General features: G+C 57.5%; 21 protein-coding genes. 1 reads left to right on the top strand and 20 read right to left on the bottom strand.

The features are described from left to right. Positions 1–44 precede the first annotated feature (44 nt). Positions 45–635: a nuclear transport factor 2 family protein gene (locus OGV50_RS01870; RefSeq protein ID WP_012131798.1), complete on the bottom strand. Its 591-nt coding sequence runs from the start codon at positions 633–635 to the stop codon at positions 45–47. A gap of 110 nt (positions 636–745) precedes the next feature. Between OGV50_RS01870 and OGV50_RS01875 the strand changes: the two genes are divergently transcribed. Beyond that, entirely contained in the window at positions 746–1,648 is a 903-nt protein-coding gene (locus OGV50_RS01875; protein WP_071258852.1) for a LysR substrate-binding domain-containing protein, read from the top strand. Here the strand turns inward: OGV50_RS01875 and ldtA are convergent. From ldtA to OGV50_RS01970, 19 genes are all read right to left on the bottom strand, one after another. Further along, a complete protein-coding gene (gene ldtA / locus OGV50_RS01880; RefSeq protein WP_286488265.1) occupies positions 1,623–2,552 on the bottom strand; it encodes a L,D-transpeptidase in 930 nt (309 codons plus the stop codon). The two genes, OGV50_RS01875 and ldtA, sit on opposite strands and share 26 nt — an antisense overlap. Before the next feature lie 112 nt (positions 2,553–2,664). Continuing rightward, on the bottom strand, positions 2,665–3,723 hold the full coding sequence (gene cobT, locus OGV50_RS01885; protein WP_200090787.1) for a nicotinate-nucleotide--dimethylbenzimidazole phosphoribosyltransferase: 1,059 nt from the start codon (positions 3,721–3,723) through the stop codon (positions 2,665–2,667). Between the two features lie 25 nt (positions 3,724–3,748). Then, complete coding sequence (cobS, locus tag OGV50_RS01890; RefSeq protein ID WP_114848172.1) at positions 3,749–4,492, bottom strand: adenosylcobinamide-GDP ribazoletransferase; 744 nt, start codon at positions 4,490–4,492, stop codon at positions 3,749–3,751. Beyond that, a complete protein-coding gene (gene cobU, locus OGV50_RS01895; protein ID WP_012131793.1) occupies positions 4,489–5,034 on the bottom strand; it encodes a bifunctional adenosylcobinamide kinase/adenosylcobinamide-phosphate guanylyltransferase in 546 nt (181 codons plus the stop codon). The genes cobS and cobU overlap by 4 nt, the downstream gene beginning before the upstream one ends. Beyond that, a complete protein-coding gene (locus tag OGV50_RS01900; protein WP_200090789.1) occupies positions 5,031–6,551 on the bottom strand; it encodes a cobyric acid synthase in 1,521 nt (506 codons plus the stop codon). The genes cobU and OGV50_RS01900 overlap by 4 nt, the downstream gene beginning before the upstream one ends. Beyond that, entirely contained in the window at positions 6,548–7,363 is an 816-nt protein-coding gene (locus tag OGV50_RS01905) for an energy-coupling factor ABC transporter ATP-binding protein (protein ID WP_012131791.1), read from the bottom strand. Before OGV50_RS01905 ends, OGV50_RS01900 begins: the two co-directional genes overlap by 4 nt. Before the next feature lie 8 nt (positions 7,364–7,371). Continuing rightward, entirely contained in the window at positions 7,372–8,049 is a 678-nt protein-coding gene (locus OGV50_RS01910; RefSeq protein ID WP_047462753.1) for an energy-coupling factor ABC transporter transmembrane protein, read from the bottom strand. Beyond that, entirely contained in the window at positions 8,036–8,317 is a 282-nt protein-coding gene (locus OGV50_RS01915) for an energy-coupling factor ABC transporter substrate-binding protein (protein WP_012131789.1), read from the bottom strand. Before OGV50_RS01915 ends, OGV50_RS01910 begins: the two co-directional genes overlap by 14 nt. A gap of 1 nt (position 8,318) precedes the next feature. Then, positions 8,319–9,056: a cobalt ECF transporter S component CbiM gene (gene cbiM / locus OGV50_RS01920; protein WP_012131788.1), complete on the bottom strand. Its 738-nt coding sequence runs from the start codon at positions 9,054–9,056 to the stop codon at positions 8,319–8,321. Continuing rightward, positions 9,053–9,766, bottom strand: a complete 714-nt coding sequence (locus OGV50_RS01925) for a cobalt-factor II C(20)-methyltransferase (RefSeq protein ID WP_012131787.1) — start codon at positions 9,764–9,766, stop codon at positions 9,053–9,055. Before OGV50_RS01925 ends, cbiM begins: the two co-directional genes overlap by 4 nt. Further along, the gene (gene cbiK / locus OGV50_RS01930) at positions 9,763–10,557 is read right to left on the bottom strand and encodes a sirohydrochlorin cobaltochelatase (protein WP_286488262.1); all 795 of its coding nucleotides are present in this window, start codon (positions 10,555–10,557) and stop codon (positions 9,763–9,765) included. Before cbiK ends, OGV50_RS01925 begins: the two co-directional genes overlap by 4 nt. A 10-nt stretch (positions 10,558–10,567) precedes the next feature. After that, a complete protein-coding gene (locus OGV50_RS01935; RefSeq protein WP_012131785.1) occupies positions 10,568–11,353 on the bottom strand; it encodes a cobalt-precorrin-6A reductase in 786 nt (261 codons plus the stop codon). Next, positions 11,350–12,075 carry a precorrin-3B C(17)-methyltransferase gene (locus OGV50_RS01940; RefSeq protein WP_198447541.1) on the bottom strand — a complete coding sequence of 242 codons (726 nt, stop codon included), beginning with the start codon at positions 12,073–12,075 and terminating at the stop codon, positions 11,350–11,352. The genes OGV50_RS01935 and OGV50_RS01940 overlap by 4 nt, the downstream gene beginning before the upstream one ends. Then, positions 12,075–13,130, bottom strand: a complete 1,056-nt coding sequence (gene cbiG, locus OGV50_RS01945) for a cobalt-precorrin 5A hydrolase (RefSeq protein WP_047462746.1) — start codon at positions 13,128–13,130, stop codon at positions 12,075–12,077. Before cbiG ends, OGV50_RS01940 begins: the two co-directional genes overlap by 1 nt. Next, positions 13,111–13,884 carry a cobalt-precorrin-4 methyltransferase gene (locus OGV50_RS01950; RefSeq protein ID WP_104868490.1) on the bottom strand — a complete coding sequence of 258 codons (774 nt, stop codon included), beginning with the start codon at positions 13,882–13,884 and terminating at the stop codon, positions 13,111–13,113. The genes cbiG and OGV50_RS01950 overlap by 20 nt, the downstream gene beginning before the upstream one ends. Next, positions 13,877–14,446, bottom strand: coding sequence for a decarboxylating cobalt-precorrin-6B (C(15))-methyltransferase (locus OGV50_RS01955; protein WP_012131781.1), 570 nt, complete (start codon positions 14,444–14,446; stop codon positions 13,877–13,879). Before OGV50_RS01955 ends, OGV50_RS01950 begins: the two co-directional genes overlap by 8 nt. Further along, positions 14,436–15,041 carry a cobalt-precorrin-7 (C(5))-methyltransferase gene (locus tag OGV50_RS01960; protein ID WP_047462737.1) on the bottom strand — a complete coding sequence of 202 codons (606 nt, stop codon included), beginning with the start codon at positions 15,039–15,041 and terminating at the stop codon, positions 14,436–14,438. The genes OGV50_RS01955 and OGV50_RS01960 overlap by 11 nt, the downstream gene beginning before the upstream one ends. After that, a complete protein-coding gene (gene cbiD / locus OGV50_RS01965; protein WP_286488263.1) occupies positions 15,035–16,174 on the bottom strand; it encodes a cobalt-precorrin-5B (C(1))-methyltransferase CbiD in 1,140 nt (379 codons plus the stop codon). The genes OGV50_RS01960 and cbiD overlap by 7 nt, the downstream gene beginning before the upstream one ends. Next, on the bottom strand, positions 16,171–16,803 hold the full coding sequence (locus OGV50_RS01970; protein ID WP_012131778.1) for a cobalt-precorrin-8 methylmutase: 633 nt from the start codon (positions 16,801–16,803) through the stop codon (positions 16,171–16,173). The genes cbiD and OGV50_RS01970 overlap by 4 nt, the downstream gene beginning before the upstream one ends. Position 16,804 lies beyond the last annotated feature (1 nt).

Genomic DNA, 16,804 nt, shown 5'->3' on the forward strand with positions numbered 1-16,804 from the left:
CTTATCCTTTTGAGAATCATGATGATCGCAGTCGCTGATGAAGCTTAAACAACGGGTTCAGACAGCCAGCGCTGCCCTTCGGTTTTCATCTGCTGTTCGAGCGCACTACCGCGCGTTGCGAATACACGCGTGACCGGAAATCCGCTTTTTTCCAGCAGGTATGCCAGCGCGGCGTATTCTCGCGGGTATTTTGCTACCGCGCTTTGATCAATATCGACCACGCCCAGCGGGAAGGTAAAACTCCCCATGTCATAAATGCTCTGGCGTCTGAAGAGCTTCCACACGCCATCGCGTTTTTCTGCCATATCGTAAAAGCGATTATGGGTCACCATCCCCAGATTCAGCTTCACATTCTCGCCGATGATCATGGCATTGGTTTCTACAATGGCGCGGTTGACGCTGCTATTGAAGGTCACTACCGGCGTGCCAATCAAATGCTTGGTGCGGATATCAGAGGCGCCCATACGCATTGAGCCGTCAACAAAATCGCTCGCCAGCCCTTCAAACCAGGTTATCTCAATGGTGCCATCCGGGTGAAACAGCCCGCGAAGTTGCTCCCATTCGCCCAGATCGCGATGCATCCAGCCAGTGAGAAGATCGGTAATTTGCTGACGATCCGCCAGGTGATTGTGCATAATTTTTACTCCAGCCAGTTAAGTGGATTCAGTTTCCTCGCCATTAACGTTAAAATCCAATAGATAAATCTTACAGATTATTCAGTTTAGATGAATGATGAGGCCATCGTATGGATCTGCGCCACTTACGCTATTTTCTTGCCGTTGCACAAGAAGGACACTTTGGCCGCGCCGCCGAAAAACTCAATATTGTTCCTCCCGCGCTGAGCATGCAGATCAAGGCGCTGGAAGAAGAGTTAGGCGGCCCGCTGTTTATTCGTACCAGCCGGAAAGTTGAGTTAACCGAAGCGGGAAAATTGTTGCAGACCGAAGCGCAACGCACGCTTGAGCAGGCGGAACATGCCCGTCTGACAGTACAACGGTCGATGCGCGGAGAAACGGGTCTTGTGCGCGTTGGCTTTGCTGGCAACGCGGTGTTCAGCGGCAAATTGACAGAAGATCTGCGCGCCTTTCGCCAGGCCTATCCCGATGCGGAACTGGTTGTGTGCGAAATCGCACCGTTGCTACAAGCGGATGCCATTTTGAGCGGCCAGCTCGACATTGGTTACACACCCGATCACCATAACGTACGCCAGCCAGAGTTAGCGGCTGAAAAAATAGGCCTCTGGGGCCGGATGGTCGCCATCGCCGACGATCATCCGCTGGCTTGTGAAACCCATTTGACGGTAGATATGCTGGCTGAAGAGCCCCTCATTTTCTACGACACCCACCGTGCGGATGAGCCGCTTTATATGATGCTCACAGAGATTATGGGTCATGTTCCGCACGTCGCCCATTGCACCTCCAGCACGCTCAGCGTACTGGCTCTGGCCGCCGCCGGGCAAGGGCTGGCGCTGGTGCCTGAACCGCTGATGCACATCGCCATTCCCGGCCTGGTCTATCGCCCTCTCGACGCGCCGGAATTATCGGCCAATCTGATGCTGCTCAGCAGAAAGAACGACAATAACGGCGCGGTAAAGGCTTTTCTGGAGATTGCGCGGAGAAACGTCAGAACCCCGTCAGACCCGCGCTGATATTTGTCGGCATCCCGGAGCGGCGCTCCACCGCCTCGTTGACGCGATGAATGTCAACGCCGTCGCCCTTCATAAAAGTACGCATCACCGGCGTGATCGGCAGCGGTACTTTTTTGTCGGATTCAAATTCAGTGCGATTACGCGATAACGGCTCATGCACTTCAATCCAGCGACTGCCGTCCGCTTCGACGGTGGTTTTCAGCGGTTGATCGATAATCTGCACGCGAGTGCCCACCGGCACATTGTCAAACAGGTATTTGATGTCATCGTTACGCAACCGGATGCACCCCTGGCTCACGCGCAGCCCAATACCGAAGTTCGCATTTGTGCCATGAATGGCATACAGCTTACCGATATAAATTGCATACAGCCCCATCGGGTTATCCGGCCCGGCGGGGACAAACGCGGGCAGACTTTCGCCTCGTTTAGCATATTCACGTCGGGTATTCGCCGTCGGCGTCCAGCTCGGCGCTTCCTGCTTACGCTCTACCGCAGTCACCCAGTTACGTGGAGTTTCTCGCCCCGCCTCGCCAATGCCAATCGGCAGGACATCAACGGTATCGCCCCCTTTCGGATAGTAGTAAAGACGCATTTCCGCCACGTTAACCACAATGCCTTCACGCACGGTATCCGGCAAAATAAGCTGCTGCGGCACCACCAGCGTCGAACCGGACTTCGGCAAAAAGACGTCCACATCGGGATTCGCTTCGAGCATATTGCTCAGCCCCTGTCCGTACTGCGCCGCAAATGCTTCCAGCGGTTGAGTATTATTGTCCGGGACGGTTATCGTCAGCGGGTTGCCGACCAGACGACTCCCTTCTGGCGGTAGTGGATAACTTACCGCCAGCGCGCTCTGGCTTGCGAACAGCAGAATAAAAGAACAAAACAATTTCACACGAGGCATCATTTCCCTTTCCTCAAATCGCAGCAGATGTCGGTTAATTATAGCTTTTTTATCGCCTTTCCGACGTTAACAGCGAATAAGCGCCACCGAAGGGAAACGATACGGCTTATCTTTATTTACCATCCGGCAGGACAATATTACTTGCCGCCAGTTGCCCCATGTTGCGGTACATCGCGCAGGCGGCTTCAACGATGGGCATTGCCAGCGCTGCGCCGCTGCCTTCGCCGAGACGCATTCCCATATGCAGATACGGCTCCAGCTCCAGGTGCTCCAGCGCAATCCGCGCGCCCTTCTCTGCCGAGAAATGCGACGGAATCAGATACGGTTTAATTTCCGGCGCAACCTGACACGCCGCCAGCGCCGCAGAATAGGAGAGAAAACCATCCAGCACAACCGGCAATCCACATGACGCGGCGCCCAGCATCACGCCCGCCATACCGACCAGGTCAAAACCGCCCACCTTCGCCAGCACCTCAACGCCATCACGCGGATCGGGCCGGTTCACCGCAATAGCGCGGCGCACAACCTCAACTTTATTGCCAATTCTGGAGAGCGGAAGATTCGCGCCAATCCCCACCACATCTTCGGCATCGCTACCGGTCAGTACACTCACAATCGCCGCCGCAGGGGTGGTATTCGCCATTCCCAGTTCGCCAACGCCAAACAGCGTCACGCCGCTTTGCGCCAGTTCGCGGGTGTAGCGCATCACTTCCAGCAGCAGTTCTTCGGCCTGAACGCGGCTCATCGCCGGGCCTGTCGCGATATTCCCGCACCCACGCGCCACGCGCATATTCACCACGCCGGGGATCGGGTCGGCATCAATCCCGACGTCAATCACATGGACTTTTGCCCCGGCCTGAGCAGCCAGTACGCAAACACCGGTTGTTCCCTGCGTCATGTTGGCCGCCTGAATGGCGGTGACAACTTTCGGCGAGACCGCAACCCCTTCATCCCACACGCCATGATCGGCGCACATCACCAGCATCGCCTTCTTACCGACATGCGGAGTGCCGTTGAGACCGGGCATCCCCGCTAACTGTACGGCCAGCGCTTCCAGGCGCCCGAGGCTGCCCGGCGGCTTGAGCAAGCCGTCGATGTGCTGCCGGGCGCGCGCCATTGCGCCGCTGTCCGGTTTGGGAATGTCACGGAGTAAAGAGATTAACGTCTGCATAAGGGTTCTCATCGTGTTGGCTGGCTCACAGCAGAGCCAGCAGGAAGATCAACTCGCCAAGTTCAATCGCCGCACCCAGCGTATCGCCGGTTTGCCCACCCAATGTGCGTTTTAATAATTGCCCAAGAATAAAAATTGCCGCCAGAGTGATCACCAGCGCAGCGACCCCGCGCATCCCCGGCATGAGTATCGCCGCGAGAATAGCGGTTAATCCCAGCGTGACGCAGGTCTGTCGCCCGGTAACTTTGCCGATAAACACGTTGCCCAGCCCTTCTTCACGGGCATAGCGATGACGATACATCAGCAATACGGCGACACCGCGCCCCGCCGCGCAGGCCATCGCCAGCGCCGCCAGCATCGGCGTGCCTCTCAGCGCCAGTTCGCTAATCACCAGCACTTTCGCCAGCAGGACAAAAATCAACGCCAGCCCGCCGTGGGTGCCCAGGCGGCTGTCACGCATAATTTCCAGCATCCGCTCCCGGCGGCGGGCGGAAAAAATACCGTCACAGGTATCCGCCAGACCGTCGAGGTGAAAACCGCCGGTCAGCAGCGCCAGCGTCAAAACGCAAAACAGGGCCGCCAGTGGAATGCCGCACCAGGACTGAAGCGCCACAAACACCAGGCCGCCAATCGCGCCCAGCAGCATGCCGATTAGCGGGAATGTCACAATACCGCGGGAATACTCCTCAAAATCCAGCCCCTGAGACCAACGGGTCGGAACAGGCAAACGCGAAATAAAAGCGAGCATCGCCCAGAACAACTTACTCATTTAATTTTGACTCCAATACCCGATACCACCAGCCAGACCTCATCCGCCGCCGCAGCCAGACGCTGATTGACCCGCCCGGCGATGTCGCGAAAATGTCGCGCCAGACGATTTTCCGGGACAATGCCCATGCCCACCTCATTGGTCACCAGAACCACCTGAGCCGGACAGCGCTGACAGGCGTCGATCAACGTGCGAATTTCATCTTCAATCGCCTGCTCCATCGCCGCGTAATCCCAGTTATCCGGGTCAGTATCGCCGCCCATCGCGAACAATAAATTGGTCACCATGGTCGTGATACACTCCAGCAGAATGGCCTCTTCGGGGGCGTTATCTGGCGTAATCAGCGCATCAAGATGCCGCCAGCATTCCGCTGTCCGCCAGTGCGGCGGTCTGCCATCCCGATGGTGCTGAATCCGCGCCGCCATCTCCTCGTCAAAAATCTGCGACGTGGCGATGTACAGCACCTGCGGCGAATCCGCGATTAACGCCTCCGCATGGCGGCTTTTCCCGCTGCGCGCGCCGCCGGTCACCAGAATCATCATACGGGCTCCTGGTGCTGTTGCATGATGGTATAAATTTTCTCAATATCGATGTGTTGTCGCATCGCATCCGCCAGCAGATCAAACTGCTGCGATTTATATTGCGCGTAATGGAAGGCGTGATCCAGCGGCGTCAGCCCCTTACGCACGCGCAGGCCATTGACCAGCGCCCGCGTGAACGCATCGCTGTCGAATAAGCCATGAAGATAGGTGCCAAAGACCAGTCCGTCGTCCGTTACCGCGCCGTCAGCGATAGCGTTTTCGCCTTTGCGTAACGTCATGGCTGGCTGGCATTGTGCATTCAGTGTCGTCTCGCCCATATGAATTTCATACCCGCGCACCGCCAGGCCAGACGCCGCCGCCAGCCATCCCGGCAGCGCAGAGGCCATCTGCCCTTCAACCTGCGTGGTGGTTTTATCCTGCGCGAAATGCGTGACGGTATTAAGCAGACCAAGACCGGGAAGCGTGCCCAGCCCGGACTCCACCTCATCAATAATGGTGTCGCCCAGCATCTGATAGCCGCCACAGATGCCTGCCACCGGTACGCCCTGACGATGCGCCTGCAACACGCCATGCGCCATTGCGCTTTCACGCAGCCAGACCAGATCGCCAAGCGTATTTTTGCTGCCCGGCAGGATTATCAGGTCCGTGCCCGCCAGTTCTTCAGGATGGCGCACATAGCGCACGCGAACATCCGGCTGCGCCGCCAGCGCGTTGAAATCGGTGAAATTCGAGATGTGCGGCACCTGAACAACGGCAATGTCGATATCACGCCTATCGGTACGCAGGTATTTGCCTTTTTGCAGCGCCACGCCATCCTCATCTTCAAGATCGACCTCCAGCCAGGGCATCACGCCCAGAACCGGCACGCCGGTCAGCGCTTCAATTTGTTCAATGCCGGAGTAGAGCAGCGTCACGTCGCCGCGAAACTTATTGATGATCACCCCTTTCACTCTGGCGCGTTCACTATCATGCAGCAGCGCCAGCGTACCGTAGATAGAGGCAAAAACGCCGCCGCGATCGATATCCGCCACCAGAATGACCGGGCATTGCGCCATTTCCGCCATCCCCATATTGACGATGTCGCGGTCACGCAGGTTTATTTCCGCCGGGCTACCGGCGCCCTCCAGCACCAGAACGTCATATTCTTGCGCCAGGCTATTGTAAACCATGAGGATCTGCTCACGCAGACGCGGCTTATATTCATGGTAGCTAACCGCGTCCATATCGGTGGCGACTTTGCCCATCAACACCACCTGCGCTTTCCGATCGCTGGTCGGTTTCAGCAGAACCGGATTCATCCGCACATCCGGCGCAATCCCCGCCGCTTCCGCCTGGAAAATCTGCGCGCGTCCCATCTCTTTGCCGTCCGGCGTGATGCCGGAATTCAGCGCCATATTCTGTGACTTAAATGGCGCCGTGCGCAGGCCATCCTGATAAAAGATGCGGCACAGCCCCGCCACCAGCACACTTTTACCTACATCTGATGCCGTTCCCTGCAACATTACTGCCTGCGTCATGACGCCTCCTTCAGCGCGTTCTCTCGCATACGCCCAAAAAATTCTTCTTCCGTTTTACACAGCGGCAACCCCAGTTGCGCATGCAGTTTGACCAGCCACGGTTGCGTCAGCCCGGCTTGTTCGATCAGTTCAGTGCGTGCAAACACCTCCCCCGGCTCACCGTATGCCAGTACCTCGCCACGGCGCAGCACGTAAACGGCATCGCTGACTTCATAAATGAGATCAATATCATGGCTGGAAATAACCACATGATTCCCCTGCGCCACAATCCGCTTGATGATCGCGATCATCTGCGTGCGCCCGGCAGGATCAAGCCCGGCAGTGGGTTCATCCAGCAGCAGGTAGCGGGCCTGCAACACCATCGCGCCCGCAATCGCCACGCGTTTTTTTTGCCCGTGGCTTAAACACTGGATCGGCTGATGACGGAAATGCTGCGCATCAACCAGGGTCAACGCATCGTCCACGCGGCGGGCAATCTCATCCTCAGCCACGCCTAGATTTCGCAGACTAAAAGCGATATCGCTGTCGATATCGGTATAAAAAATTTGTTGATCGGGGTCCTGAAAAACGGTTGCCACCTGTTGGCGCAGCGCCAGCAGCCCGCGCTTACTGTAATCCAGCGCTTTTCCCTGCCACAAAACCTCGCCTTTTTGCGGGCGCAGTAAACCGCTCAGGTTCATAAATAGCGTCGATTTTCCGCAGCCGTTCGCGCCCACCAGCCCGGTAACCGCATGGGGGGAGAAATCCAGCGTTAGCCCCTTGAGCACCTGCTCATCCTGATAGCGAAACCAGAGACCGGAGGTGGCAAGCATACGAATCCTTACAGGTGAAAATCACCCTGATACAGTTTGATATCAAGCACGGTGGTCATTTGCTGATAGCGGATAAGCACACGCGTAAACAGCAAACCCACCAGCATTGCCAGAGAACGATAGCCTTTCGGCAAACTACGATAGCCAAAACGCAGCGTTTGCGCGCGATGAATGGCCAGCGCTTCGTCTAACAGGATAAAAATAAAGCGCCATGTCAGCAGGATCTGCTCGGTCAGCAGCCGTGGCACATGCGCGCGCTTAAGCAAAATAATCAGTTGCGGAAACGGCAGATTCAACACCAGCCAGAACGTCGCCGCCAGCGCGCTTAGGCTGCGCCAGAAGGTTTCATTGGCGGTATTCAGCCCTGACGAGGTCACCCCCAGCCAGTAATCGCCAACCGGAACGCTTGCCAGTAACGAGTGGGGATCGCGGCTCACGCTGAATAAAATCGTCACCACACCCACGCTTAAAAAGCCAAACGGTATCGCCATCCAGCGACACCAGCGCCAGAACGAAATCCGCAGCAGCCAGCAGCTCAGCCCGGCGATGAGCGCCAGTTCAATACCCTGCCCCAAAGGAGGCAGGGTAAAGGCCAGAATCATCATCAGCAACCAGAGCAAAAACTTACGCACCGGCGTAACATGAAGCCAGCGGCTCTGGTAGCTGAGTCGATCAAGCCCGGTCATCACGGCGCTGTCTGCCTTTGCTGTAACCGAGAATATAGAAAATCACCGCCGCGCCAAGCGAACCTTGCAGCGTAAACAGCAGACTTTCAATTTCACCGCTGGCCGGTTCATACAATGGCTGGAACCACGGTTCATAGTGCGGCGCCACCACCTGGATCTGGCTTTCCGCTTCGCCGTCAGAGCCACCGAACTCACCGCCATGATCGATAAAAAACGGCAGGATCACCAGGGCAATCACCATAGCTAACAATATCAGCGTCTTTTTCATCTTAATGTCCTTGTGCGGTAATCAACCGGCGTTTGGTCAACTGGTCGTAAATCATGACGGTCAGCAGCCCCTCCGCGATCGCAATGGGGATCTGCGTCAGGCAGAAAATCCCCATAAATTTAATCACTGAACCCATTGCCCCTGCCTGCGGGTCCGGGAACGCCACCCCAAGCTGCACCGACGTCACGAAGTACGTCACCAGATCCGCCAGCATGGCGCAAAGAAAGACGCCGACATCGCGGCGCAGCCCGGCGCGGCAGGCCATTTGCCATACCAGATACCCGACAACGGGGCCGATAACCGCCATCGACATCCCGTTCGCACCCAGCGTGGTCAGGCCGCCATGCGCCAGCAGCAGCGCCTGAAACAGCAGCACAATCGCCCCGAGGATCGCCACAACGCCTGGGCCAAATAAAATCACCGCAAGCCCTACCCCTGTCGGGTGCGAGCAACTGCCTGTAACAGAAGGAATTTTCAGCGCCGACAGCACGAAGATAAACGCCCCGCACAATGCCAGCAGCACCTTCTGGTTGTTATCTTCCTGCACGATACGGCGCAGGCGCACCAGTCCGTACCACAGGCACGGTAAAAACAGCACCCACCAGGCCAACGCCCACATCGGCGGCAGGAATCCCTCCATGATATGCATGGCGAACGCCTGCTCCGGGACAACCATCAGCAATAACGCCGCAGCTAACCCGCTGAAAGACAGCTGTTTTAGCTGTTGTTCAAGTTTCATTCTGCATACTCCCACTGTTTGTTGACCAGAATGGTCGAAAAATAGGGCAGCGGCTGCTCGTCGCTGACCTCATTCAGGTGACGCCAGCACTGCTCACCGGGCAGCGTGGCTTCCGCCATCATCAGGGCGCACTCCAGCAAACCTTCCTGTTGCAGCAATGCTTTAATACGCGCGAAACGACCGTAGACTTTCATCAGTACCAGACTGTCATGCTGCCTTAACGCCTGCTGAATTGTCTCTTCCGCCGCGGTGCAGGAGATCACCGCCAGCGATTGTTGTTCCATCGCCAGCGGCGTTTTTGCGCGGGCGGCAATGGCGGCAAACGAGGTGACGCCAGGAACGATTTCCAGCCACGCCGGGTTGCCGATCCGCTGGAGTAAAAAGACCCAGGTGCTGAACAGCATGGCATCGCCGAGGGTGATGAACCCCACCTGTTTACCCGCCTCCACTTCCTGAACCAGCGCTGCGGCTACCTCATTCCAGACGGCTTCTTTTTCCGCGCTGTCAGCGCTCATTGGAAAGTGGCAGCAGCGGACTTCCGTCTGCTCACCCAGATATTCACGCACAATAGAGAGCGCCAGACTGTCGCCGCCTTTGCGCCCTGCCGGAGCGTAAAGGATATCGAGCGAGCCAAGTATTCGCGCCGCGCGCACGGTGATCAGATCGGCTGCGCCCGGCCCGGTGCTTAACGCATACAGCTTTCCACTCATGCCGCTTCCTCCATGGCCGTATTCAGCGCCTGTTGCAGATGCGCCACGAACATGGCGCGTACCGCCGGATTCTCCCCCAGACCGCTCAGCCACGGCGTCGCCGGGATGCCTGCGGCGTTGAACTGCGTTTTCCAGGAGTCCTCTTCATCGGAAGCCATATCGTTGATGGCATGATCGCCGGCGACAAGCATCAGCGGCATCAGATGCACCGCCGTTACGCCTTCCTGACGTAAGCTCCCGATGAGAATATCCACCTCCGGGTAACTCTCGACCGCTCCCACACGCACCGGAAAACGCTGCGCCGTCATCATATGGTCCAGACACGCATAGGCCGCAAACGCGTGGTGGCTGGCGCCGTGCCCCATAAACACCACTTTCTCCGTCGCGCCAAGCGTTGGCATCTGCTGCTGTAAAGCCTGCATCAGCTGCGCGTAATCGGCATGGCTGCTCAACAGCGGCACGCCGAGCGTAAGACGGGTAAATAACGGGCGCAGGGTCTGAACTTCACGCACAATTTTTTCGTATTCGTCGCCGTTAATAATGTGCAGGGACTGAATCGCCACATCCTGATACCCCTGTTCAGCAAGCTTCTGCAATGCCTGAAGCGGCGTATCGATTTCAATGCCGTCACGCTGTTTGAGCTTGCGGATAATCATCCCGGAGGTGAACGCGCGAAACAGATCGCGATCCGGGCAGCTGGCTGCCAGATCGCGTTCGCAGGCCACAATGTTCTTCTCACAGGTGTCGTGATAGCTGGTGCCAAAACTCACCACCAGAAGCGCTTTTTTCATCTCTTACTCCTTAAGCAGCGGCCAGCCAGCGCGCCAAACGCTGCGCAAATGCGGCCTGACTTTCCAGTAACTCATCACCCGTTACAAGCGTTGCCGGGCGGGTAATCACGATGCAGGGGATACCGGCATCCAGACAGGGTTGAACTTTTTCCTGATAACCGCCCTCCGCCCCCGATGCTTTTGTCACCACGACATCGGCCTGGCACTGACGATAAAACGCCGCGTTAAATTCAGCGCTGAACGGCCCGCACAGGGCAAAAATCTCACCAACGCCAAATCCCAGGTCGGCACATTGCTGAATGACCTCAGGAACAGGTAAGACGCGGGCCAGCAGTTTTTTGTGCGGCAACCCGGCTCGCCAGGTCGCCAGATCTTTACTTCCGGTCGTTAACAGAACGCGTTCGCCAAAGCGCTGCGCCACATCGCAGGCCTCAGCAATCGTGTGGACATGGTGCAACAGCGGGTGCGTAAGCTCGCTGAGCTGTTCCGGGCGCTGGTAGCGGCTCAGCAACACCCCCGCGCGTTCACAGGCGTGCATAATGTTGCGGCTGACGACCTCGGCATACGGGTGCGACGCATCAATGACCCAACGCGTGCGGTGCGCTTTCAGCCAGGCCACCATCTCCTCTGGCTCCAGACGCCCGCAGCGGATCTGACCTTTAATGTCGCCAGCCAGCTGCTTTCCTGTCGGCGTGGCAACCGACAGGGTGTATGCCACCTTTGCGGCATCCAGTTGCTGACACAGCATCCGGGCATCGCTGGTGCCGCCCATAACCAGCACGTCGCCGTAACTCACAGTACGTAACCTCGCGGCGTGATCATCAGACCACTCTGTACGTAAGTGGCTTTGTTGCCGACAATCACCAGGCTGGTCATATCGACAGGCTCAAAATCCATATCGCCGAGCGTGGTCAGCCATTTTTCCTGCTTTTTACGCCCGGCCGACTTCACCACGCCAACCGGCGTTTGCGCGTTTTTGCTGGCGGACAGCAGTTCAAAAGCACGCGCCAGATGACCTTCACGGCCACGGCTGCGCGGGTTATAGAAACAGATCACGAAGTCTGCTTCTCCGGCGGCGATAATCCGTTTTTCGATGACCGGCCACGGCGTCAGGAGATCGCTCAGGCTGATATGACAGAAATCGTGCATCAACGGCGCGCCCAGCAGGGAGGCCGCCGCGATACTGGCGGTCATGCCGGGGATCAGCCGCACTTCAACATCCAGCTTCTGTTTGCTGACCAGTTCCAGCACCAGCCCCGCCATGCCATAAATCCCCGCATCGCCGCTGCTGATCAGCGCCACATTGTGTCCGGCCTGCGCCAGTTCAATCGCCGCCTGACAGCGTTCGATCTCTTTGCACATTCCGGTTTTGATCACCTGCTTGTCGCCGGTAAAGGCTTTTACCAGATGGGTGTACGTTTTATAGCCAACGACAATTTCCGCCGCCTGTAAGGCTTCTACGGCTTCCATCGTCATCATTGCCTGCGAGCCAGGGCCAATTCCAATTACGCTTAACATCAGTGTGAAACTCCCAAAGTAATAGTGACGCCCTGTTCGCGCAGGGTTTCGCCAGACAGTTTTCCGTGACTTAACAGCCAGGCCGCCGGGCCGGATACGCTGCCCACACCGACGGTTTGCCGCACAAATCTGGAGGCCGGGAAGCGATGTTCATGCTCACGCAACGCGTCAGCGGTAAAGGTTTCAAAGGGAACGCGACAGCAGGAGGCAAGCTGGATTAATCCCTGCTCATCTTTTTTGAGCGAGACGCTGCCAATCGCTTTCAACGCCAGCGGATCAAATTTCTGCGCCTCCAGCTGTCGCGCCAGCAGCGCTGCCAGCAGCGGGAACGGCGTGTCGCGGCGACAGCCGATTCCGGCGACCACCCGCTGCGGCACCAGCTTCCAGTGTCGGACGGGTATTTCTGGCAATTCATTGCGCAAAGTGATGCAAATCAGCGCATCAAGCTCAGGAAGTTGGTGCAGGTCGGTCACGGTGATGAACCCGCGTCGATCGCAGTGACTGACATCGTCTGCCAGCTCCTCATCCCACCACAGCCCGACGCGCTGGTGGCTGACCAGCATCTGGTTGACGATTTTTACCGCCGAGCGGAAGTCGGTCATCCGGGCATTGAGCTGAAATGCCAGCGTATCAAGCGCCGCCATATCGTTAACGTCAGTCGCCGTCGTGATAACCGGATCGGCACCGAGCATGCCCGCCAGATAGCGGGTCAGCGCATTGGCGCCCCCCGCATGACCAGAGAGCAGGCTGATCACATGCTGGCCTCGCTCGTCGATCACCACCACCGCCGGATCGCTGAATTTGTCGTTTACCAGCGGCGCCAGCACGCGTACCGCGATGCCGGTCGCACCGATAAAAATCAGCGCCGAATAGTTAGCAAACGCATCGCGGGCCGATTGTGCAAATCCGCCTTCGAAGGGCATAAACCCGTCTTCCAGCAGTTTCTCACTGGTAAAGCAGGTTAACGGCAGCATCGCCGCCAGCCGCTTCGCAAGCTGTACGCCGCCGGGCGTCAGACAAAACAGGGCTATAGATTCAGGCTTTACGGTATTCATGGCTAAAGTCCGCCGCATAGAGTTTTGAGTAGTGATACTCATCCCCCAGGAAATTCCCGACCAGAATGAGCGCCGTTTTACGGATACCCGCCTCACGTACTTTGTCGCCGATATCCGCCAGCGTGCCGCGCACGGTCTGGCTTTCCGGCCAGGTCGCTTTGTAGATAACCGCCACCGGCGTGGTGATCGGATAGCCGCCTTCAATCAGCCGCTCGGCAACCCGGTGAATACGCTGCACGGAGAGATAAATCGCCATTGACGTCTGGTGGCTGGCGAAGGACTCCAGTTGTTCACGTTCCGGCACCGGAGTACGCCCTTCCAGGCGGGTAATGATGAGGCTTTGCGAAACTTCCGGGACGGTATACTCCACCCCCAGCTCCGCAGCAGCGCCGAGAAACGCGCTGACGCCCGGCACTACCTGCCAGTCGATGCCGCGCCGGGTAAGTTCTTCGCCCTGCTCACGCACGGAGCCGTACAGCGACACATCGCCCGTTTGCAGGCGTACGACCGTTTTTCCGGCTTTCACGCCCGCTTCCATCAGATCCAGAATTTGCTCCAGATGCAGTTCGGCGCTGTCGTGGCACTCCGCGCCTGGCGGGCAATAGTCCAGCAGCTCAGTATTAATCAGCGATCCGGCATAAATAACGACCTGCGCCTGCTGCAACAGGCGATAACCTTTGAGCGTGATCAGTTCACGATCGCCCGGACCTGCGCCGACAAACCATACACAGCGGGGATCAAATGTCTCAGACATGGTTCTCTTCCTTCTGACAGGCGATAACAAAAACAGGATTATTCGGTTTGAAATAGTGGCCACTGCCGAGGGGAGTGAGTGACGACACCTGCACTTGCAGGCAATCCACCTCATGGATGCCAATCTGTGTCAGATATTCCAGCGCAGTATTCAGGTTTTCCTGAAGGATAAAGGTCATCACCAGACGGCCGCCGGGATGCAATTGCCGCATAGCCCAGTCAATCAGCGTCGTCAGATGGCCGCCGCTCCCGCCCATAAACACCGCATCCGCTTTTTCGGTCATCGTCATCGGCGCTTCACCCGGCAGAATGTCGATATTGCCGCAGGCAAAATGCTGGCGGTTTTCATCCAGCAACCGCAGCGCTGCCGGGTTACGTTCAATCGCCGTAACGTGCAGCGAAGGGTGCTGTAACGCCGCCTCTATCGACACACTCCCGGTCCCGGCGCCTACGTCAATCAGATGGCTGGCACGGTGCAAATCAAGTTTTGAGAGCGCGAGCGCGCGAACCGCTTCTTTGGTCATCGGCACGTTCTCGCCACGTAGAAAAAGCTCATCTTTCATCAAGGATCACCACTGCGTTCATGTCATAGTCGGCATTGACTTCACTGACGCGCAGCCAGTGAATCCGCTCGTTTTCCATTGCCAGGTTTTCGCCTATCACCATCCAGCGATGCCCCTTGTCGCGCGCCATTAACTGCGTCGCAATTTCTCGCGGCCCGCAGCGGGCATCCGTCACCATCGCGACCTTGCGATGACGCGCCAGCTCATCAAAACAGACGCTGCGACCGTGGCTGCTGGTCAGCCACATATCGTTCATATCGATACCCGATTGCGCGCACAGATATTGCACTGCGCTGATACCGGGAATAATGCGCACCCGCTCAATGCCAAAATGGGCCACCATGCGCGTCCCGATGCCGTAAAACAGCGGATCGCCGGACGCCAGCACCACGATGCGTTTGTCCTGCTGCCCGGCAATCCAGTTGAGCAATTCCGCAATATTGGCGCCCAGAACAAACTGTTCGCCGGTGAACGCAGGAAACTGCAATAAATGGCGCTTTCCCCCCACCAGCACATCGGCATCCGCCACGGCCTCGCGTGCCGCTGGCGTCATCAAATGCAGCCCTGCCGGCCCCATGCCCACCACCGTTAGCATTGCATCTCCTCCACAATCTCTTCGATCGGGCGATTGCTACCGAGGATCTGGTTATCAAAAGAGAACATGATGGCGTCGCAGGTAGGTGGCGTTTTCGTGAAGCGCAGCATCTGCATCACGCGCATACAGATGCGTTGCGCAAGATGGTTGTAAATATGTTGAAAACCGTATGCTTCAATGTGCTCCATTGCCGCTTCGGTGATATCGCAGTCGCTGACCCGAGTCAGTAACTCAAGCGGCGCGCCAAGCAGCGCCAGATGCGCCACCAGGGTTTCCATGCGGGCATCTGCGATGTGGCTGTGAGTGTGGAAAATCCCCGCGGCTATTTTAATCAACTTACCGGGATGGCCGATCAACACGATATGGCGGTATCCCAGACGTACCGCTTCTTCAATCATGTAGCCGACAAAATTGCTCATGGTGACGACAACCTGCGTGTCGATACCCATCTGTTCACGCACAAAACGCTCGCCGTGGTTTCCCGGCACCAGCACAACGCGCTCCAGACCGGCGGCGCGTTTGATTTCCAGCTCCAGCGACAGCGAGCGTTTCCAGCTCTCCTCCGACATCGGAGTGACAATGCCGGTGGTTCCAATGATCGAAATACCGCCCAGAATACCGAGGCGCGCGTTATAGGTTTTCTGCGCCCGTTCTTCCCCCTCCGGGGCAAAAATTTCAATGTCCGCTCCCCGCGCCGGGCCTATCGCTTCGCGTACTACAGACTCAATGGTATGGCGCGGAGTACGATTAATCGCCGCGCTGCCCACCGGCAGTCCAATTCCCTTACGCGTCACGGTTCCCACGCCTTCTCCGCCCTGCAACGTAATCTCGCCGCTATCGTTCAGCGTTACGCGGGCAAAAATCAGCATTCCGTGCGTGGCATCGACATCATCGCCGCCGTCCTTACGGATCGCGGCAATCGCCTGCCGCCCTTCAATGTGCGGCGACTCGACGTTCAGGCACAATGTCACCCCGGACGGCGTAACGATGGAGACCTGATGAATCAGATGCTGGCGTAACACCATCAACGCGGCGACCTTTGCCGCAGCGGTCGCGCACGATCCGGTGGTATACCCTTTTCGCAACGCTTTGCCGTTGTGCCAGACAGGCGCGTCGAAGGATTGATCGCTCATCGCGCCCCCTGCAAGTAATAGAGCATGGCGTTTACGATCGCGGCGGCGACGTTGCTTCCTCCTTTGCGCCCCAGCGCTGCGATAGCTGGCAACGCGCTTTTCGTCAGCGCATCTTTAGACTCCGCCGCCCCGACGAACCCGACCGGTACGCCTACCACGCCGCTCACGGCAACATCATGCTCAAGCAACCGGAACAGCGCCGTCGGCGCATTGCCGAACACAAACACCTTTTCACTCTCTTCCGTCACGGCGATATCCACCGCCGCCATTGATCGGGTAATCCCCTGCGCTTTTGCTTCCGCCACAACTCGCGGATCGCTGATATAGCAACGGCATTCACCGCCAAACGTCGCCAGCAATGTTTTATTGATGCCGGAAAGCGCCATTGTGGTATCGGTATAGATAATGGATGGGCGACTCAGCGCCGCGCAGAGTCGCTCCAGCGCGTCATCGGAAAACCAGAGAATATCCAGCCAGTCAAAGTCGGCGGTGGTGTGAATCACCCGCTTGATGATCGCTTCGTGAAGCGGGCTGGCAAACTGATACTCCGGGCGTGTCTCGCGAATGATCTCGCCAATGATGTCGAAACTTTTGGCCTCAATCGCCTGGGGCTGCTGAATATATTGCATC

The sequence above is a fragment of the Citrobacter sp. CK180 genome (assembly GCF_030333655.1).
Taxonomy (GTDB): Bacteria; Pseudomonadota; Gammaproteobacteria; order Enterobacterales; family Enterobacteriaceae; genus Citrobacter_B; species Citrobacter_B koseri.